General features: G+C 62.6%; 14 protein-coding genes. 10 read left to right on the forward strand and 4 right to left on the reverse strand.

Annotated features, from left to right (window positions below; translation table 11 throughout):
- Nucleotides 1-13 precede the first annotated feature (13 nt).
- Genes cobJ through cobG form a run of 4 tightly spaced genes read right to left on the reverse strand, consistent with a single transcriptional unit; the run spans nucleotide 14 to nucleotide 4,389 of the window.
- The gene (gene cobJ, locus AAEZ05_RS09525) at nucleotides 14-1,720 is read right to left on the reverse strand and encodes a precorrin-3B C(17)-methyltransferase (RefSeq protein ID WP_350647027.1); all 1,707 of its coding nucleotides are present in this window, start codon (nucleotides 1,718-1,720) and stop codon (nucleotides 14-16) included.
- Nucleotides 1,720-2,454, reverse strand: a complete 735-nt coding sequence (locus AAEZ05_RS09530; protein WP_045060341.1) for a precorrin-2 C(20)-methyltransferase — start codon at nucleotides 2,452-2,454, stop codon at nucleotides 1,720-1,722. Before AAEZ05_RS09530 ends, cobJ begins: the two co-directional genes overlap by 1 nt.
- Nucleotides 2,451-3,077 (reverse strand): precorrin-8X methylmutase, encoded by a 627-nt coding sequence (locus tag AAEZ05_RS09535; protein ID WP_205891979.1) that lies wholly within the window; start codon nucleotides 3,075-3,077, stop codon nucleotides 2,451-2,453. Before AAEZ05_RS09535 ends, AAEZ05_RS09530 begins: the two co-directional genes overlap by 4 nt.
- Entirely contained in the window at nucleotides 3,070-4,389 is a 1,320-nt protein-coding gene (gene cobG / locus AAEZ05_RS09540; RefSeq protein ID WP_205891980.1) for a precorrin-3B synthase, read from the reverse strand. The genes AAEZ05_RS09535 and cobG overlap by 8 nt, the downstream gene beginning before the upstream one ends.
- A gap of 258 nt (nucleotides 4,390-4,647) precedes the next feature.
- Between cobG and AAEZ05_RS09545 the strand changes: the two genes are divergently transcribed.
- The 10 genes from AAEZ05_RS09545 to urtA all read left to right on the forward strand — a co-directional run bounded on the left by AAEZ05_RS09545 (nucleotide 4,648) and on the right by urtA (nucleotide 14,747).
- A complete protein-coding gene (locus tag AAEZ05_RS09545; RefSeq protein WP_045060344.1) occupies nucleotides 4,648-5,859 on the forward strand; it encodes a bifunctional cobalt-precorrin-7 (C(5))-methyltransferase/cobalt-precorrin-6B (C(15))-methyltransferase in 1,212 nt (403 codons plus the stop codon).
- A complete protein-coding gene (locus tag AAEZ05_RS09550) occupies nucleotides 5,852-6,949 on the forward strand; it encodes a cobalt-precorrin-5B (C(1))-methyltransferase (protein WP_350600560.1) in 1,098 nt (365 codons plus the stop codon). The genes AAEZ05_RS09545 and AAEZ05_RS09550 overlap by 8 nt, the downstream gene beginning before the upstream one ends.
- Nucleotides 6,946-7,662, forward strand: a complete 717-nt coding sequence (locus AAEZ05_RS09555; protein WP_045060346.1) for a cobalt-precorrin-6A reductase — start codon at nucleotides 6,946-6,948, stop codon at nucleotides 7,660-7,662. Before AAEZ05_RS09550 ends, AAEZ05_RS09555 begins: the two co-directional genes overlap by 4 nt.
- A gap of 32 nt (nucleotides 7,663-7,694) precedes the next feature.
- Complete coding sequence (locus tag AAEZ05_RS09560) at nucleotides 7,695-7,847, forward strand: helix-turn-helix domain-containing protein (RefSeq protein WP_414704638.1); 153 nt, start codon at nucleotides 7,695-7,697, stop codon at nucleotides 7,845-7,847.
- 94 nt (nucleotides 7,848-7,941) lie between these two features.
- Complete coding sequence (locus AAEZ05_RS09565; protein WP_045060347.1) at nucleotides 7,942-8,340, forward strand: DUF2946 domain-containing protein; 399 nt, start codon at nucleotides 7,942-7,944, stop codon at nucleotides 8,338-8,340.
- A gap of 48 nt (nucleotides 8,341-8,388) precedes the next feature.
- On the forward strand, nucleotides 8,389-8,868 hold the full coding sequence (locus AAEZ05_RS09570; protein ID WP_350647031.1) for a copper chaperone PCu(A)C: 480 nt from the start codon (nucleotides 8,389-8,391) through the stop codon (nucleotides 8,866-8,868).
- A gap of 20 nt (nucleotides 8,869-8,888) precedes the next feature.
- Nucleotides 8,889-9,335, forward strand: a complete 447-nt coding sequence (locus tag AAEZ05_RS09575) for a DUF2946 domain-containing protein (protein WP_350647033.1) — start codon at nucleotides 8,889-8,891, stop codon at nucleotides 9,333-9,335.
- 190 nt (nucleotides 9,336-9,525) lie between these two features.
- Entirely contained in the window at nucleotides 9,526-11,643 is a 2,118-nt protein-coding gene (locus AAEZ05_RS09580) for a TonB-dependent copper receptor (protein ID WP_350647035.1), read from the forward strand.
- A gap of 138 nt (nucleotides 11,644-11,781) precedes the next feature.
- Nucleotides 11,782-13,158 (forward strand): PepSY-associated TM helix domain-containing protein, encoded by a 1,377-nt coding sequence (locus AAEZ05_RS09585; protein ID WP_205891987.1) that lies wholly within the window; start codon nucleotides 11,782-11,784, stop codon nucleotides 13,156-13,158.
- Nucleotides 13,159-13,481: 323 nt separating this feature from the next.
- A complete protein-coding gene (urtA, locus tag AAEZ05_RS09590) occupies nucleotides 13,482-14,747 on the forward strand; it encodes an urea ABC transporter substrate-binding protein (protein ID WP_205891988.1) in 1,266 nt (421 codons plus the stop codon).
- Nucleotides 14,748-14,813: the final 66 nt, after the last annotated feature.

Raw genomic sequence — 14,813 nt, forward strand, 5'->3', positions numbered from 1 at the left:
CAAAACCTGGCGATTACTTGATTTCGACCAGCTTGTCTCCGTAACTGCGCGGCGTATACACCCATGACAAACCCTGGGCTCGAGGGAACACGCGAGTCGTCGAAGAACCAATCAATACCATTGTTCGCATATCAACCTGATCCGCAGTCAACTGCCCCAGGGTAGTCACCCGTAACGTTTGACCGGGCCGCCCGATATCTCGCCCCAGCACGACCGGCGTCTCGGCAATGCGGTACTGCGCCACGATCTCAAGGGCGCGCCCCAGCTGCCAGGGGCGTGATCGTGAAATCGGGTTGTAAAATGCCATGGCCAGGTCGGCTTGAGCGGTCAGCGCCAGGCGCTTCTCGATGATTTCCCATGGTTTGAGATTGTCCGACAGCGACAGTACACAGAAGTCATGCCCCAGCGGAGCACCTGCCTGGGCAGCGGTAGCCAGTGACGCTGAAACGCCGGGAAGAATTTCCAGGTCAACGCTGTGCCATGCGGGATCACGGGATTCATGCAGCGCTTCAAGCACCGCCGCGGCCATCGCAAATACCCCTGGGTCACCAGAAGACACCACGACCACGCTGCGACCTTGCGCCGCCAACTCAAAGGCATGTCGCGCTCGCTGCATTTCCTCACGGTTGTCGGTGCAGTGCAGCACTTGATCGGCGCGGAACGGCCCCGCCATGCGCACATAGGTTTCATAACCTAGAACATCATTGGCGCGGGTCAATTCCAGCTTCACTGCAGGCACCATCAAATCCGCAGCGCCCGGGCCAAGCCCGATGACGGCCAGGCGCCCCCGTGCACGACCAATGCGCGAGGGGTCCAACGGGTGTTCGGCGACGGCAACCGTGATCCCGTTATCGCCATGGACGGTCAGCGGTGGCGACGTTAGCTCGGCCAACTGCTCGCAAACAGTGTCCGCCCTGGAAAACCGCAGTGGCACATTGAGTTCGACGGCGGCGTCACGAAGCGCCTGGCTGGCCATCTGCTGTTCACTGGCCAACAAACAGGCCAGCGAGTGCACGGCAATGTTCGCGTTGTGCAGGCGCTTGCGAATGGCATCGGCCAGGTCTGCCACCTCTTCGTTCACCAGCACCAGCACGCTCTTGGGATAAATCAGCAGCTCATTGGCGGATGGCTCGCGCTCGGTACTCCCGACATGAATGGCCAGACGCGCCTGCTGATCCTGGGCCAACTGCGCTTGCGCCAGCCACGGCGCATCGCCTTCAATTCGAACCGGCTCACCGCCGAGCAAATCGGAAACAAAGCGTTTACCGAGCTCCAGATCGCCCAAGGCGTAGCCGCTGGGCGGGTTCAGCAAACAGGTACCAAAGCGCAGTTCGCCGCTGGTAGTGATGGCCGGCGCGATCCCCAGGCTTTCAGCAATTTCGCGGGCCAATACGTTGACACCGCCCAGGCCACCCAACAGCGGCACCACGGCGCTGGCGTCTTCAGCCACGACCAGTACCGGCGGTTCCACGCCTTTTTCCAGGAGCAGCGGCGCCAGCGTACGGATCACGATACCGGCGGCGCACAGTGCAATGATCGGTGTGTTCGTCGTGTAGAGTTCGCGCAGGGTAGCGCCGAACTCCTGATATACGACGTCTGCGCCCTCGACCCTTGAGGACAGTCCGTAGATCAGGGCGCCGGGCAGGGATCGCTGAATCAGGCGTGCAGTCGCGAGGCTGCCATTACCTAGAATGACGATTGCAGGAACGGATCGACTCATCAGCCCTGCCACCTTTCACCCGGAACGATGATCAATGAGAAGTACGGCGAAGACATCGGCTCGACCTGATCCAGCGGTACTATCTTCTGGTTAGCCATGGTGGCGCGCTCAACGTACAGCGCCCGCTCTGCGAGGCCCAGCTCGCCCAGTACTTCTCGAACCTTGGGAAAGTTGCGCCCCAGTTTCATGATCACTGCCGCGTCAGCGTCGGCCAGGCGGCGCTTGAGATCTTCACGGGGCAACACGCCGGACAACACCGACAGACTCTGATTTCGATAGACCAGAGGGGCACCGAGTACCGACGCGCCTCCCAGCATCGAGCAGACACCCGGCACCACTTCGGCTTCGTAGCGCTCGGCCAGGCGGTCGTGCAGGTACATGTACGAACCGTAGAAGAACGGGTCGCCTTCACAGATCACCGCCACATCTCGCCCGGCATCCAGGTGCTCGGCCAACTCTTGCGCAGCGGTGTCGTAGAAGTCGCTGATCACTTGCTCATAGGACAACGGTGCCGGCAATGCTTCGGTGGTCACCGGGTACACCAGCGGCAGCAGTGTTTGTGCATCCTGCAGGTGCGCCTCAATGATACCGAACGCATTGCCCTTCTTGCCCTTGGCGACGAAGTACGCGACCACAGGCGATTCGCGTAACAGGCGCAGGGCTTTGACCGTGATCAGTTCCGGATCACCCGGGCCGACGCCCAGGCCAATCAAACGTCCAGATGGCTGCATCATTCGATCTCCGTAGCCAGGGCATTGACGGCGGCGGCAGCCATGGCGCTGCCTCCCAGCCGCCCTTGCATGATCACGAACGGTACGCCTCGGCTGTCGGCGGCAAGCGCTGCCTTGGATTCGGCTGCGCCCACGAAACCTACCGGAAAGCCCAGAATCAGCGCCGGTTTCGGCGCGCCGGCATCGAGCATTTCCAGCAAGTAGAACAAGGCCGTCGGCGCGTTACCGATGACGACCACGCTGCCTTCCAGATGCGGGCGCCACAACTCGAGCGCAGCAGCGGAACGGGTGTTGCCCAACTCACGCGCCAGCTCTGGCACGCTGTCGTCGCGCAACGTACAGATCACCTGATTGTTGGCCGGCAAGCGCGCGCGGGTCACGCCTTCGGACACCATCCGCGCATCACAGAGAATCGGCGCCCCGGCCATCAGAGCCTCACGCCCCGCCTTGCCCGCCCCTTCGGAATACTGCAAGCCGTCAATGGCCCCGACCATGCCGCAGGCGTGGATTACCCGAACCGCGAGTTTTTCCAGGTCAGCCGGGATCCGGTCGAGGTTGGCCTCGGCGCGAATGATCGCGAAGGAGTTGCGATAGATCTCCTGACCGTCGCGGATGTAATCAAGCATCAAGGGGGCTCCGTGGGCGGGCATCAAGCAATGCACGCGCCGCTTCAATAGTGAGATTGCGTGCTTGCAGCGCGCCGAAACCCGGCAGTGCTGCATCGCGAAAATAAACATCGTAGTGACCCGCACTGGTCGCCAGCAGCGTCACGGGGGCAGGGTGCGCGCAGGCGCAGGAGCGTGGGCAACCTGTCAGGTGAACCTGTTGCCCGCGCGGGCCTGGCTGCAGCGCCCCCAACAGCCGGGCATCGCCCTTGGTATCCGACAACCCTTTGGCGCAGCCGCAAGAACCGGTGCAGGCCACCAGATCGGTCAACGGCTCATTGGCGTCGACCAGGAAACCCAGGGCCTGCAATTGCCGGGTGACCCAGGGCGCATCCTCCTGGCGGATGTTGGGCAGCAGCAGGCTTTGCCAGGGCGTCAGGCGCAGGCTGGCGTCGCCGAACTGCTCAGCCAGGTCCGCGGCGCCCTTGAGCATCGACGGATCCAGCCGCCCGAGCGGCGGTGCGACGCCAACATACACAAGGCCTTCATGGCGCTGGGCAACAGTGCCCAGGTGCAATTTCGCTCCCGCCGCCGGGCGCTGCCACTCAGTCACGCCCAGTAGCGGCACCCGAGTGGCCAGCATCTGCAGCAACAGCTCTGGTGACCGTTCGGCCAGCACATGGCGCATACGGGTCTGGTCCGGCCGAGCAAGCTCAAGGAACAGATCCAGGACGGCGATCACCAGCGCATGGGCGTTCTGCAGCTGTACCGCGGCCGCCGGCAAGTCTGTGGGGCAGCCGGCAAAACCGAACGCCAGCACCACTTCTCCCGCCCGGTCAGCCGCGCTCAGCCACAGGTCGTGAGGATGCTCGAGCATGGCCAGCGCCTCACCGCCGTCCAGTTGCAGGGCGAACTTGGCCGACAGGGCATGGAAGCGTTCATGGGTTTGCAGGCTGTCGAGTATTTGCCGGGCCAGTGGACGGGTGTCGAGCAGCATTTTTCGATCGATACCGGCGCCAGGGCTAAGCATCACATTGCGCACGTCGTCGCCAGCGGCGGTGGCAGGCCCCAACCCGGCAGCCAGCAAGCTGTCGATCAGTGCGGTTTCCTGCCCGCCAATGCCGCGAATCTGCAGATTGGCCCTGTTGGTCGCTTCCATGACCCCATCGGCATACCGCTGCGCGGCCTGGGCAACAGCCTTGGCCTGAGCGCTGCGGATGGAACCGCCATCGAGTTTGATCCGGCAAATCCCCCCGTCCAGCGCCTGAACGACACGCAGCAATCCCGGGCAAGCCGAAGGACGCAAGGGACTGGAGGTCGGTCGTGATTTCACGGGTTAGCCGGCAAGGGAATTAAGCTCGGCATTATGCCTGCTTTGCCCCGCAGGATGAAAAGCCCGTACGTTTTGACGACGAAACGCGAGGAGCTTTCGAGTTGCAAAAACACCGACAGTGAAGCGCCAGGCCCTCATCCCGGCGACTGATAAGGACAACCGGTCACAGGCTACGCCGGGCTATAATGGACGGCCGCACGGGCAACTCAGGCCCGGGTTGCGGTGATGATGTGCTTGGCTTGATAAAAGAGGAACGGCATGACCCCTTGGCTGACGGTGGTAGGTATCGGTGAAGACGGCTTCAAGGGCCTTGGCAAGAATGCCCGACGCGCCCTGCTGTCTGCATCGCGGATCTTCGGCAGCCCGCGCCAGCTCGAACTGTTGCCCCTGTGTATCGTCGGCGAACGTCGTCAATGGCCGAGCCCGTTCTCGCTGGATTCACTGCTGGCCCTGCGCGGCGAACCGGTTTGCGTACTGGCCAGCGGCGACCCGATGTTCTTCGGCGTCGGGGCCAGCCTCACCCGGCAACTGTCCACTGACGAAATGCTGATCCTGCCGGCGCCGTCCTCTTGCTCCCTGGCCGCTGCGCGAATGGGCTGGGCGCTGCAGGACGTCGTCACCCTGTCCGTCGTCGCCCGGCCGGTCGCTGCGCTCAACGCACATCTGTTCAACGGCACGCGCCTGCTGGTACTCAGCAATGACGGCCAGAGCCCTGGTGCCATTGCCGCGTTGTTGCGCGAGCGCGGGTTCGGCCCGAGTCGCCTGAGCGTGCTTGAGCACCTGGGCGGTGACGCCGAACGCCGCATCAACGCAGTGGCCAATGACTGGAGCAATCCGGTCATCGCCGATCTCAACCTGGTTGCCATTGAATGCTTCGCAGAAGCCGACGCACCGCGCCTGTCGCGGTTAGCCGGTTTGCCGGACAGCGCCTTCAAGCATGATGGTCAGCTGACCAAGCGTGACGTGCGGGCGATCACCCTCGCTCGCCTGGCGCCGGTGCCGGGCGAACTGCTGTGGGACGTCGGCGCTGGCAGTGGTTCGATCGGGATCGAGTGGATGCGTGCGCACCCGAGTTGCCGCGCACTGGCGGTCGAGGCTGACGCAGGGCGCCAACTGTTGATTGAACATAATCGCGATGCCCTCGGCGTGCCCGGCTTGCAGCTGATTCGCGGCAGCGCGCCGCAGGCGCTGGATGGGCTTGAGCGCCCCGACGCCATTTTCATCGGCGGCGGCGTCACCCGCGAAGGCGTGCTGGACACCTGCTGGGCAGCGCTCAAGCCCGGCGGCCGCCTGGTGGCCAACGCAGTTACGCTGCAGAGCGAAACGACCCTGATGGCGTGGCGCGAGCAGCACGGCGGCGAGCTCACGCGAATTCACATCGCCCAGGCGCAACCCCTGGGTGACTTCGACACCTGGCGCCAGGCGCTGCCGATTACCCTGCTGGACGTGGTCAAACCCTTCGATGCGTGATGAAACCGCGGAACAACCCGCCCCCCTGCGCAGCGGCCTGACCACCGGCAGCTGCGCCACCGCTACCAGCCTCGCGGCCGCCCGGTTGCTACTCGGCGGCCTGGGTGCGGACGCTGTGGATATTGTGCTGCCCAAGGGCAAGCAGGTGCAGATGCGCCTGGAGTTCTGCCGTTTGACCGAAGACGGCGCGGAGGCCGGCACTATCAAGGATGCCGGTGACGATCCGGACGTCACCCACGGCGCCCTGCTCTATTCAGGGGTGCGCCTGGACGCCGACCCAGGCGTACGTTTCAGGGCTGGCCGTGGCGTTGGCACCGTCACACGCCCGGGGCTGGTCCTGGGTGTGGGCGAGCCGGCAATCAACCCGGTGCCGCGCAAGATGATCAGCGATCACCTGACCCAACTGGCCGCCGAATTGGGTTACGGCGGTGGGTTCGAGGTCACGGTCAATGTCGAGGGCGGCGAGGCGCTGGCATTAAAGACCATGAACCCGCGGCTGGGGATTCTCGGCGGGCTGTCGATTCTCGGCACCAGCGGTATCGTCCGGCCGTTCTCCTGCGCCGCGTACATTGCCTCTATTCATCAGGGCATCGACGTCGCCAAGACCAACGGCTACCTGCACATTGCCGCGTGCACCGGCAACGCCAGCGAAGACACCATGCGCCGGGTCTACGACTTGCCGGAAATCGCCCTGATCGAAATGGGCGACTTCGTCGGTGCTGTGCTCAAGCACCTGCGCCGGGTGCCTGTGGATAAACTGAGCCTGTGCGGTGGGTTTGGCAAAATCAGCAAGCTGGCCGCCGGGCACATGGACCTGCACAGCCGGCACTCAAGCATCGACCTGGCGCAATTGGCTGACTGGGCCGCCGCCATCGGCGCCGACGAGGCCTTGCAACAGGCGATCCGCGAGGCCAATACCAGCCAGCAAGCCCTGGCCATGGCCAGCGCAGCCGGGATCGCCCTCGGTGATCTTGTGTGCCAGCACGCACTGGATTTTGCCCGCAGCGTGGTGCCGGCCCAGGTGCAGGTCGAAGTGTTCGCCATCGACCGCCAGGGCGGCGTGGTCGGCCACGCGGGAGCCTTCCAATGAAACGCATCCTGTTGCTGGGCGGCGTCACTGAAGCATTGGCCATTGCTCGAACCCTGGCACCGCCACACATTTACAGCCTGGCCGGCGTAGGCCGCGTGCCCACGGATCTGTCATGCCAGGTGCGCGTCGGTGGCTATGGCGGTGCGGATGGCCTGGCGCAGTTCATCGGCGATCAAGGCATCGACCTGCTGCTGGACGCCACCCATCCCTACGCAGCCCAAATCAGCCAGAACGCCGCCACTGCTGCGCGCATCAGCGGCATACCCTGCTGGGCCCTCAGGCGCCCGGCATGGCAGGCCCAGGCCGGTGATGACTGGCGAGAAGTGAAGGACTGGGCAGATCTGATCAGCGCCCTGCAACCCTTCAGACGCCCACTGTTCACCCTCGGCCGCGAGCCTTTGCAACACCTGCACGAAATCCCGCCCGAACAGTTCTGGACGCTGCGTGCACTGGACGTCTACCCCGGCAACGAACGCTGCGAAGTGATCGGCGCCCGCGGGCCCTTCCTGATCGACGACGAACGCCACCTGTTCGAGCGCCGGCAGATCGACGTGCTGATCAGCAAGAACAGCGGCAGCACCGCCACCGAGCCGAAGCTGGAAGTGGCGCGGGAGCGTGGGGTGCCGGTGCTGGTGTTGAAAAGACCGGTGTTGCCGGTGGTGGACAGGGAATTTGAGTCGGTGATGCAGGTGTTGGGGGCCCTGTCGTCGTAGATGTCCCCGACATTCTTTCGAAACTCGAGGCTTTGTCGACCGGGTTTTTCGGAATAAGCCGTATATCCAGCCTATCGCGTCAATCTTATAGTTCGGCATTGAGCAGCGCTGGCAATCTGGAATTCGCGACTATCATGAAGGTTATGAAAGCCTTGGGCCTGCGCTTGCATGCCAATGCGCCCTGACTGCTGCGACACCACACCGCAGGCGGACTTTTTACTTATCGGCACTGATCAGGCTAAATAGCCGCGCCTGATCGCCCATCCACCGGATTTCCCCATGTCCCGACAACGGCTCGCAATTGCCTGGATCGCCTGCTTTGCAGTGCTGTTCAACATGCTCGCCATGCCGATGAGCGGGGCGCTGGCGCAGTCGGCTAAATCGCCGGCCGATCAGTTGTTGTGGGGCAGTTTCTGCTCTTCCAGCGGCACGAAGATGGTGGCGATTTCACTGGGTGACGTCGACCAGAAAGCCCCCTCAGGGGACGATCATTCCAACATGCAGCATTGCTGGTGCTGCTCCGGGTCTGCGCCATTGGTGGCATTGCCCGGGCATGAGCCGCAGCTGTATTTCGCACAGTACCAGGCCAATCGCAGCCTGGCAGTCGGCATCCTGGATACACCCACACCTCGCCAGCAATGGCCTGCCTTGAACCCCCGCGCGTCCCCTCTGGTGTGATTCCTTCTCGCAATTGACCTGCGTTTTGAATCGTTCTGGAGAACCGCCATGTTGAACAAACTCATCGTCCTGGCCGCCTTGGTGTTGCCTGCCTGCTTTGCCAATGCCCACGATTACAAGGCCGGGCAACTTGAAGTTGCCCACCCCTGGTCCATGGAGCTGCCACCCAATGCACCGACCGTGGCCGCGTATTTCGTGATCACCAACAAAGGCGACACCGCAGACAGGTTGGTCAGCGTCGACTCGACGATCGCCGGCAGCGCCCAATTGCATGAGCACGTGCAGCAAGGCGACCTGATGAAGATGCAGCAGGTACCCAGCGTGGCAATCCCGGCCGGTGGAATCGTCACCTTCGCCCCCATGGCCTATCACGTCATGCTGCTGGACCTCAAAGACCGCGATCTGTTGAGAGACGGCCAGAAGTTCCCGCTGACGATGCACTTTGAAAAGTCCGGTGAAGTGACGGTCGACGTCACGGTGCAGAAGCAGGCGCCGGATGGCGCGCCAATGCACGCCCACGCCCAATAACCGACCGAGCCCGCACGCCCATGCGCCCGCTTAGCGCCAGGTTCCCAGCTACCCGCCGTCAGCCATTGCGCCTGACTCGCGGCAGCTGGGTCAGCCTGTTCGCCATGTTGATGATCTTTATCGGCCCGCTGATTTCCCAGTCGATGCCGATGGATCAGCGCGCGCCGATGCCCATGGACATGTCCACGAGCATGAGCATGGACATGTCGACGATGGTGCACGCCGAACATGGCGCGCAGGTCGACGATGAGCATTGCCCGCCGAAAACCGATCATCACGCGCTGTGGGAACGATGCGGCTACTGCAGCCTGTTGTTCAATTGCCCGGCACTGACGGGCGGCCACTCTTTCGCGGCCTTTGACGCCCCCAAGACCAGCACTTTCACCACACCCGCCACACGCCTGGGCCATGCCCGGCCAACCTTCTTCCCCGGCGCCCGCACCCGCGCGCCCCCTTCCGCCGCGTAAACATCTGCCCAAACCCACACGGCTATAGGACAGCAAAGCTTCCTGTGGGAGCGGGCCTGCTCGCGAAAGCGTTGTGCCAGATGACATCCATGTGGCTGACATTCCTCTTCGCGAGCACGCCTGCTTCCACAGTTGATTCGATGCTTTGGCTGCCAGCCGTGACGTTTACGACTGTTCGACGGAAATTTTCATGTCCATGTTTTCTGCAGACACACGCCTGGGCGCCGCCCAGGTTTCTTTCGCCCTGAACCCGACCAGCGTCCGGGTCAGTCACGCCACCGCGATCCTTTGCGGCGCTTTGCTCATGCCCCTGGCGCAAGCCGATGAACACGCCGGGCACAATGAAGAATTGAGCCCCACGGTCATCACCGCCATTGCCCAGAGTTCACCGCTGACCATCGTCACCAACCCCAAGGACCCGCGCCAACCCGTGCCGGCCAGTGATGGCGGTGACTACCTCAAGACCATCCCCGGCTTCGCCCTGGTGCGCAATGGTGGCACCAACGGCGACCCTGTGCTGCGCGGCATGTTCGGTTCACGCCTGAATATCCTCACCAATGGCGGCATGATGCTCGGCGCCTGCCCCGGCCGAATGGACGCACCCACCTCCTACATTTCGCCGGAAACCTACGACAAGCTCGCAGTCATCAAGGGCCCGCAAACCGTGCTCTGGGGCCCCGGCGCATCAGCCGGGACCGTCCTCTTTGACCGAGAACCGGAAAACTTCGGCGAGCTTGGTTCGCGGGTAAATGCCAGCCTGCTGGCCGGTTCCAACGGTCGTTTCGACAAAGTGGTGGACGCTGCTGCCGGAGGACCGTTGGGCTATGTGCGAGTGATCGGCAACACGGCCCACTCCGACGACTACCGTGACGGCAACAATGACACCGTGCCCTCGCGCTACGACAAGTGGAACGGCGACGTCGCCGTGGGCTGGACGCCGGATGCCGACACCTTGCTGGAGCTGACCGCTGGCAAGGGTGACGGTGAAGCGCGGTACGCCGGACGCGGCATGGACGGTTCCCAGTTCAAGCGCGAGAGCCTGGGCCTGCGCTTCGAAAAATCGAACATCGGCGAGGTGCTGGACAAGGTCGAGGCACAGATCTACTACAACTACGCCGACCATGTGATGGACAACTACACGCTGCGCACGCCTTCCGGCACCGGGATGATGGCCGGTCCCATGGCCTCGAACGTCGACCGCCGCACCCTCGGTGCGCGCATCAAAGGCACCTGGCGCTGGGCCGACGTGCAATTGATCAGCGGCCTCGATGCGCAGACCAATGAACACCGCCAGCGCAGCGGCATGGGCATCGATACCTACAAGGACGTGCCGTTCACCAAGGACGCCGATTTCCATAACTATGGCGTCTTCAGCGAGCTGACCTGGTTCGCCACGGACAGTGACCGGCTCATCAGCGGCGCCCGCCTGGATCGCGCCTCGGCCAGGGATTTTCGCCAGACCACCGGCTCGGGGATGATGATCCGGCCCAACCCGACCGCCAACGACACCCGCGCCGACACCCTGCCCAGCGGCTTCATCCGCTACGAGCATGACTTGGCCGACAGCCCGACCACTCTCTATGCAGGCCTGGGTCACACCCAGCGCTTCCCGGATTACTGGGAGCTGTTTTCGCCCAACTCAGGCCCGAGCGGGTCGCTCAACGCCTTTGATTCGATCAAGCCGGAAAAAACCACCCAGCTCGATTTCGGCCTGCAGTACAAGAGCGCTGAACTCGAAGCCTGGGCCTCGGGTTACGTCGGCCAGGTGCGCGACTACATCCTGTTCGATTACACCCCGGGGATGATGGGAATGACCTCGCAGGCGCAGAACATCGACGCGCGAATCATGGGCGGCGAACTCGGTGCCGCCTACAAGCTGACCGACAACTGGAAGGCTGACGCGACCCTGGCTTATGCCTGGGGCAAGAACAGCAGCGACGGCAACGCACTGCCGCAAATGCCGCCGCTCGATGCCCGTTTCGGCCTGACTTATAGCGAAGACAACTGGAGCGCCGGGGCGCTGTGGAGAGTGGTCGCCGCGCAAGACCGGATCGACCGCAACAAGGGCAACGTGGTGGGCAAGGACTTCGACAAGACCGCAGGTTTCGGGGTGTTCTCGCTCAATGGCGCCTACCGGATCAATCAGCACTGGAAGGTCAGCACCGGCGTGGACAACCTGTTCGGCAAGGCTTACGCCGAGCACCTGAACCTGGCCGGCAACGCAGGCTTTGGCTACCCGGCCAACGACCCGCAAGCCATCAAGGAACCGGGGCGAACGCTCTGGACCAAGATTGATATGAGTTTCTAACAAGAAAAGTCAAAAGATCGCAGGCTACGCCAGCGCCTACATCGCATGCACCCTGTAGGAGCGCTGTAGGAGCTGTCGAGTGAAACGAGGCTGCGATCTTTTTACGGGACAATCGATTCGCCAAGCGGAGCACCCACCATGCAACAGCCCAAAGTGAATTTCTACAACCTGGCCTGGCGCTGGCATTTCTACGCCGGTCTGTTCGTCGCGCCATTCATGGTCATGCTGGCCCTGACCGGGGTCATCTACCTGTTCAAGCCACAGCTTGACCCGTTGATGTACGGCAGCCTGCTGAATGTCCCGGCCGGCCATCACAGCCTGCCGGCCGACGAGCTGCTCAAACGGGTGAAAATTGCCTATCCACAAGGTCAGGTCACGCAGTACCTGCCACCGGTCAATGCCGAACGCAGTGCCCAGTTTGTGGTGACCCAGGCCGACCAGGAACTGAACGTCTTTATCGATCCTTATCACGGCGACATCCTCGGCGAGCAAGACGCCAAGATGAACCTGCAAGCCGTGGCCCGGGCGATTCACGGCGAGCTGATGATCGGCACGGTGGGTGATCGCCTGGTCGAACTGGCCGCCGGTTGGGGCATTGTGCTGGTGGTGTCCGGCGTCTTCCTCTGGTGGCCACGGGGCCAGGCAGCCGGCATCCTCTGGCCGCGCCTGAGCAGCCGCGGCCGAGTGCTGTGGCGCGACCTGCACGCGGTCACCGGTTTCTGGGGCGCGACCTTTCTGCTGGTGATGTTGCTCAGCGGCATGACCTGGACCGGGTTCTGGGGCAAGCAATATGCGGGGGTCTGGAACGTCTTTCCGGACGCGATGTGGAATGCCATGCCCAAGTCCGACGTCGAGGCGCGCAGTCTCAATACCGCCACTCGCCAGACTGTCCCATGGGCCATGGAAAACACGCCGATGCCGATGTCCGGCGATCATGCCGAACACATGAACCACGGCGATAAATCTGCCGGCCCGGCCGCACCGATCATCAGCCTGCAAGACGTGCAAAACGTCGCCGAACAACGCAAGGTCGAGCCCGGCTACAGCATCACCCTGCCCACCACCGACACCGGTGTGTTCACGATCGCCGTGTTCGCCGACGACCCGCGCAACGATGCCACCCTGCATGTCGATCAATACACCGGCAAGGTGCTCGCCGATGTGCGCTGGGAAGACTACGGCAATGTCGCCCGCGCCACGGAAGTCGGCGTGATGTTGCATGAAGGCAAGATGTTCGGGGTCATCAATCAGATTATCGTGCTGCTGATCTGCCTGATGATTCTGCTGAGCGCGGTCAGTGGCGTGGTGATTTGGTGGAAACGTCGCCCGCAAGGCAAGCTCGGCGTGCCACCGCTGCGCCACGACCTGCCGAAATGGAAAACCGCGATGGTCATCATGCTCGCACTGGCGGTGGCATTTCCGTTGGTGGGGGCCTCGTTGGTCGTTGTCTGGGTTTTGGACCGTGTGCTGTTTTCGCGATTCAACCGGCAGCCTGAATCGGCTTCTACTTCCTGAATCCGGCTTCCTCTGCAGGAGCGGGCTCGCTTGCGATCAACGTCGTGACGCTGCGGTCAGACAGAAACCAGCGTTATCGTTGACGTCCATCGCGAGCGAGCTTGCTCCGACAGGTAGGGGCGGCGCTCCTGCCCTGTTGTGGCGCACCCCGGCGCACCAACGCCCCGACCTCGACCCTTCCTGGTGCGCCGCCCAGCCGCGCACCCTGTCTAAACCGACACTTTCCTGCCTTATGCCGACCAGGCACAGCCCTTGCTAAAGACTCTTCAGTAGCCCGCATCTGCCAACCAAGAAAAATATCTAATGTTCATGGAGATTGCACAATGAAGCGTCGTAGCTTGATCAAGGCTTTCACACTCACGGCAAGCATCGCCGCAATGGGCATGACCTGGACTATCCAGGCCGCCGAGACCATCAAGATCGGGATTCTGCACTCGCTGTCCGGCACCATGGCAATCTCCGAAACTTCGCTCAAAGACATGGCGTTGATGACCATCGACGAGATCAACGCCAAGGGCGGCGTGAACGGCAAGATGCTCGAACCGGTAGTGGTCGACCCTGCGTCGAACTGGCCGCTGTTCGCCGAGAAGGGCCGCCAGTTGCTGACACAGGACAAGGTCGCCGTGGTCTTCGGTTGCTGGACTTCGGTGTCGCGCAAATCAGTGTTGCCGGTATTCGAGGAGCTCAATGGCCTGCTGTTCTACCCGGTGCAATACGAAGGCGAAGAAATGTCGCCGAACGTGTTCTACACCGGCGCAGCGCCGAACCAGCAGGCGATCCCTGCGGTGGAATACCTGATGAGCGAGGAAGGCGGCAGTGCCAAGCGCTACTTCCTGCTGGGCACCGACTACGTCTACCCGCGCACCACCAACAAGATCCTGCGTTCTTTCCTGCACTCCAAAGGCGTGGCGGACAAGGATATCGAAGAGGTCTACACCCCGTTCGGCCACAGCGACTACCAAACCATCGTTGCCAACATCAAGAAATTCTCGGCAGGCGGCAAGACGGCGGTGATCTCTACCGTCAACGGCGACTCCAACGTGCCGTTCTACAAAGAGCTGGCCAACCAGGGCCTGAAGGCTACCGACGTTCCGGTCGTAGCGTTCTCGGTCGGTGAAGAGGAACTGCGCGGCATCGACACCAAACCGCTGGTGGGTAACCTCGCAGCCTGGAACTACTTCGAGTCGGTGGAAAACCCGGCGAACAAGAAATTCGTTGCCGACTGGAAAGCCTACGCGAAGAAACACAACCTGCCGGGCGCCGACAAAGCGGTCACCAACGACCCTATGGAAGCCACCTACGTGGGCATTCACATGTGGGCCCAGGCAGCTGAAAAAGCCAAGTCCACCGACGTCGACAAAGTCCGCGAAGCCCTGGCCGGCCAGACCTTTGCCGCGCCGTCCGGCTACACGCTGACCATGGACAAGACCAACCACCACCTGCACAAGCCGGTGATGATCGGCGAGATTCAGGCGGACGGTCAGTTCAACGTGGTCTGGCAGACCGAAGGCCCGATCCGTGCCCAGCCTTGGAGCCCGTTCATTTCGGGTAACGACAAGAAGCCGGATTATGCGGTGAAGAGCAACTAGATAGCAGGAACAAGCCCCTAACCCTGTGGGAGCAAAGCTTGCTCGCGATGGCGGTACATCTGGTAC

Origin of the sequence: Pseudomonas sp. HY13-MNA-CIBAN-0226 (assembly GCF_040310305.1) — a bacterium.
Classification (GTDB): domain Bacteria; phylum Pseudomonadota; class Gammaproteobacteria; order Pseudomonadales; family Pseudomonadaceae; genus Aquipseudomonas; species Aquipseudomonas gregormendelii.

Excerpts from the sequence above, each read along its gene's own strand:
- AAEZ05_RS09530 (WP_045060341.1), bottom strand. The coding sequence starts at position 2,454 with ATGATGCAGCCATCTGGACGTTTGATTGGCCTGGGCGTCGGCCCGGGT.
- AAEZ05_RS09545 (WP_045060344.1), top strand. The coding sequence starts at position 4,648 with ATGACCCCTTGGCTGACGGTGGTAGGTATCGGTGAAGACGGCTTCAAG.
- AAEZ05_RS09555 (WP_045060346.1), top strand. The coding sequence starts at position 6,946 with ATGAAACGCATCCTGTTGCTGGGCGGCGTCACTGAAGCATTGGCCATT.
- AAEZ05_RS09580 (WP_350647035.1), top strand. The coding sequence starts at position 9,526 with ATGTCCATGTTTTCTGCAGACACACGCCTGGGCGCCGCCCAGGTTTCT.
- AAEZ05_RS09575 (WP_350647033.1), top strand. The coding sequence starts at position 8,889 with ATGCGCCCGCTTAGCGCCAGGTTCCCAGCTACCCGCCGTCAGCCATTG.
- cobJ (WP_350647027.1), bottom strand. The coding sequence starts at position 1,720 with ATGAGTCGATCCGTTCCTGCAATCGTCATTCTAGGTAATGGCAGCCTC.
- AAEZ05_RS09585 (WP_205891987.1), top strand. The coding sequence starts at position 11,782 with ATGCAACAGCCCAAAGTGAATTTCTACAACCTGGCCTGGCGCTGGCAT.
- AAEZ05_RS09570 (WP_350647031.1), top strand. The coding sequence starts at position 8,389 with ATGTTGAACAAACTCATCGTCCTGGCCGCCTTGGTGTTGCCTGCCTGC.
- AAEZ05_RS09550 (WP_350600560.1), top strand. The coding sequence starts at position 5,852 with ATGCGTGATGAAACCGCGGAACAACCCGCCCCCCTGCGCAGCGGCCTG.
- urtA (WP_205891988.1), top strand. The coding sequence starts at position 13,482 with ATGAAGCGTCGTAGCTTGATCAAGGCTTTCACACTCACGGCAAGCATC.
- AAEZ05_RS09565 (WP_045060347.1), top strand. The coding sequence starts at position 7,942 with ATGTCCCGACAACGGCTCGCAATTGCCTGGATCGCCTGCTTTGCAGTG.
- AAEZ05_RS09535 (WP_205891979.1), bottom strand. The coding sequence starts at position 3,077 with ATGCTTGATTACATCCGCGACGGTCAGGAGATCTATCGCAACTCCTTC.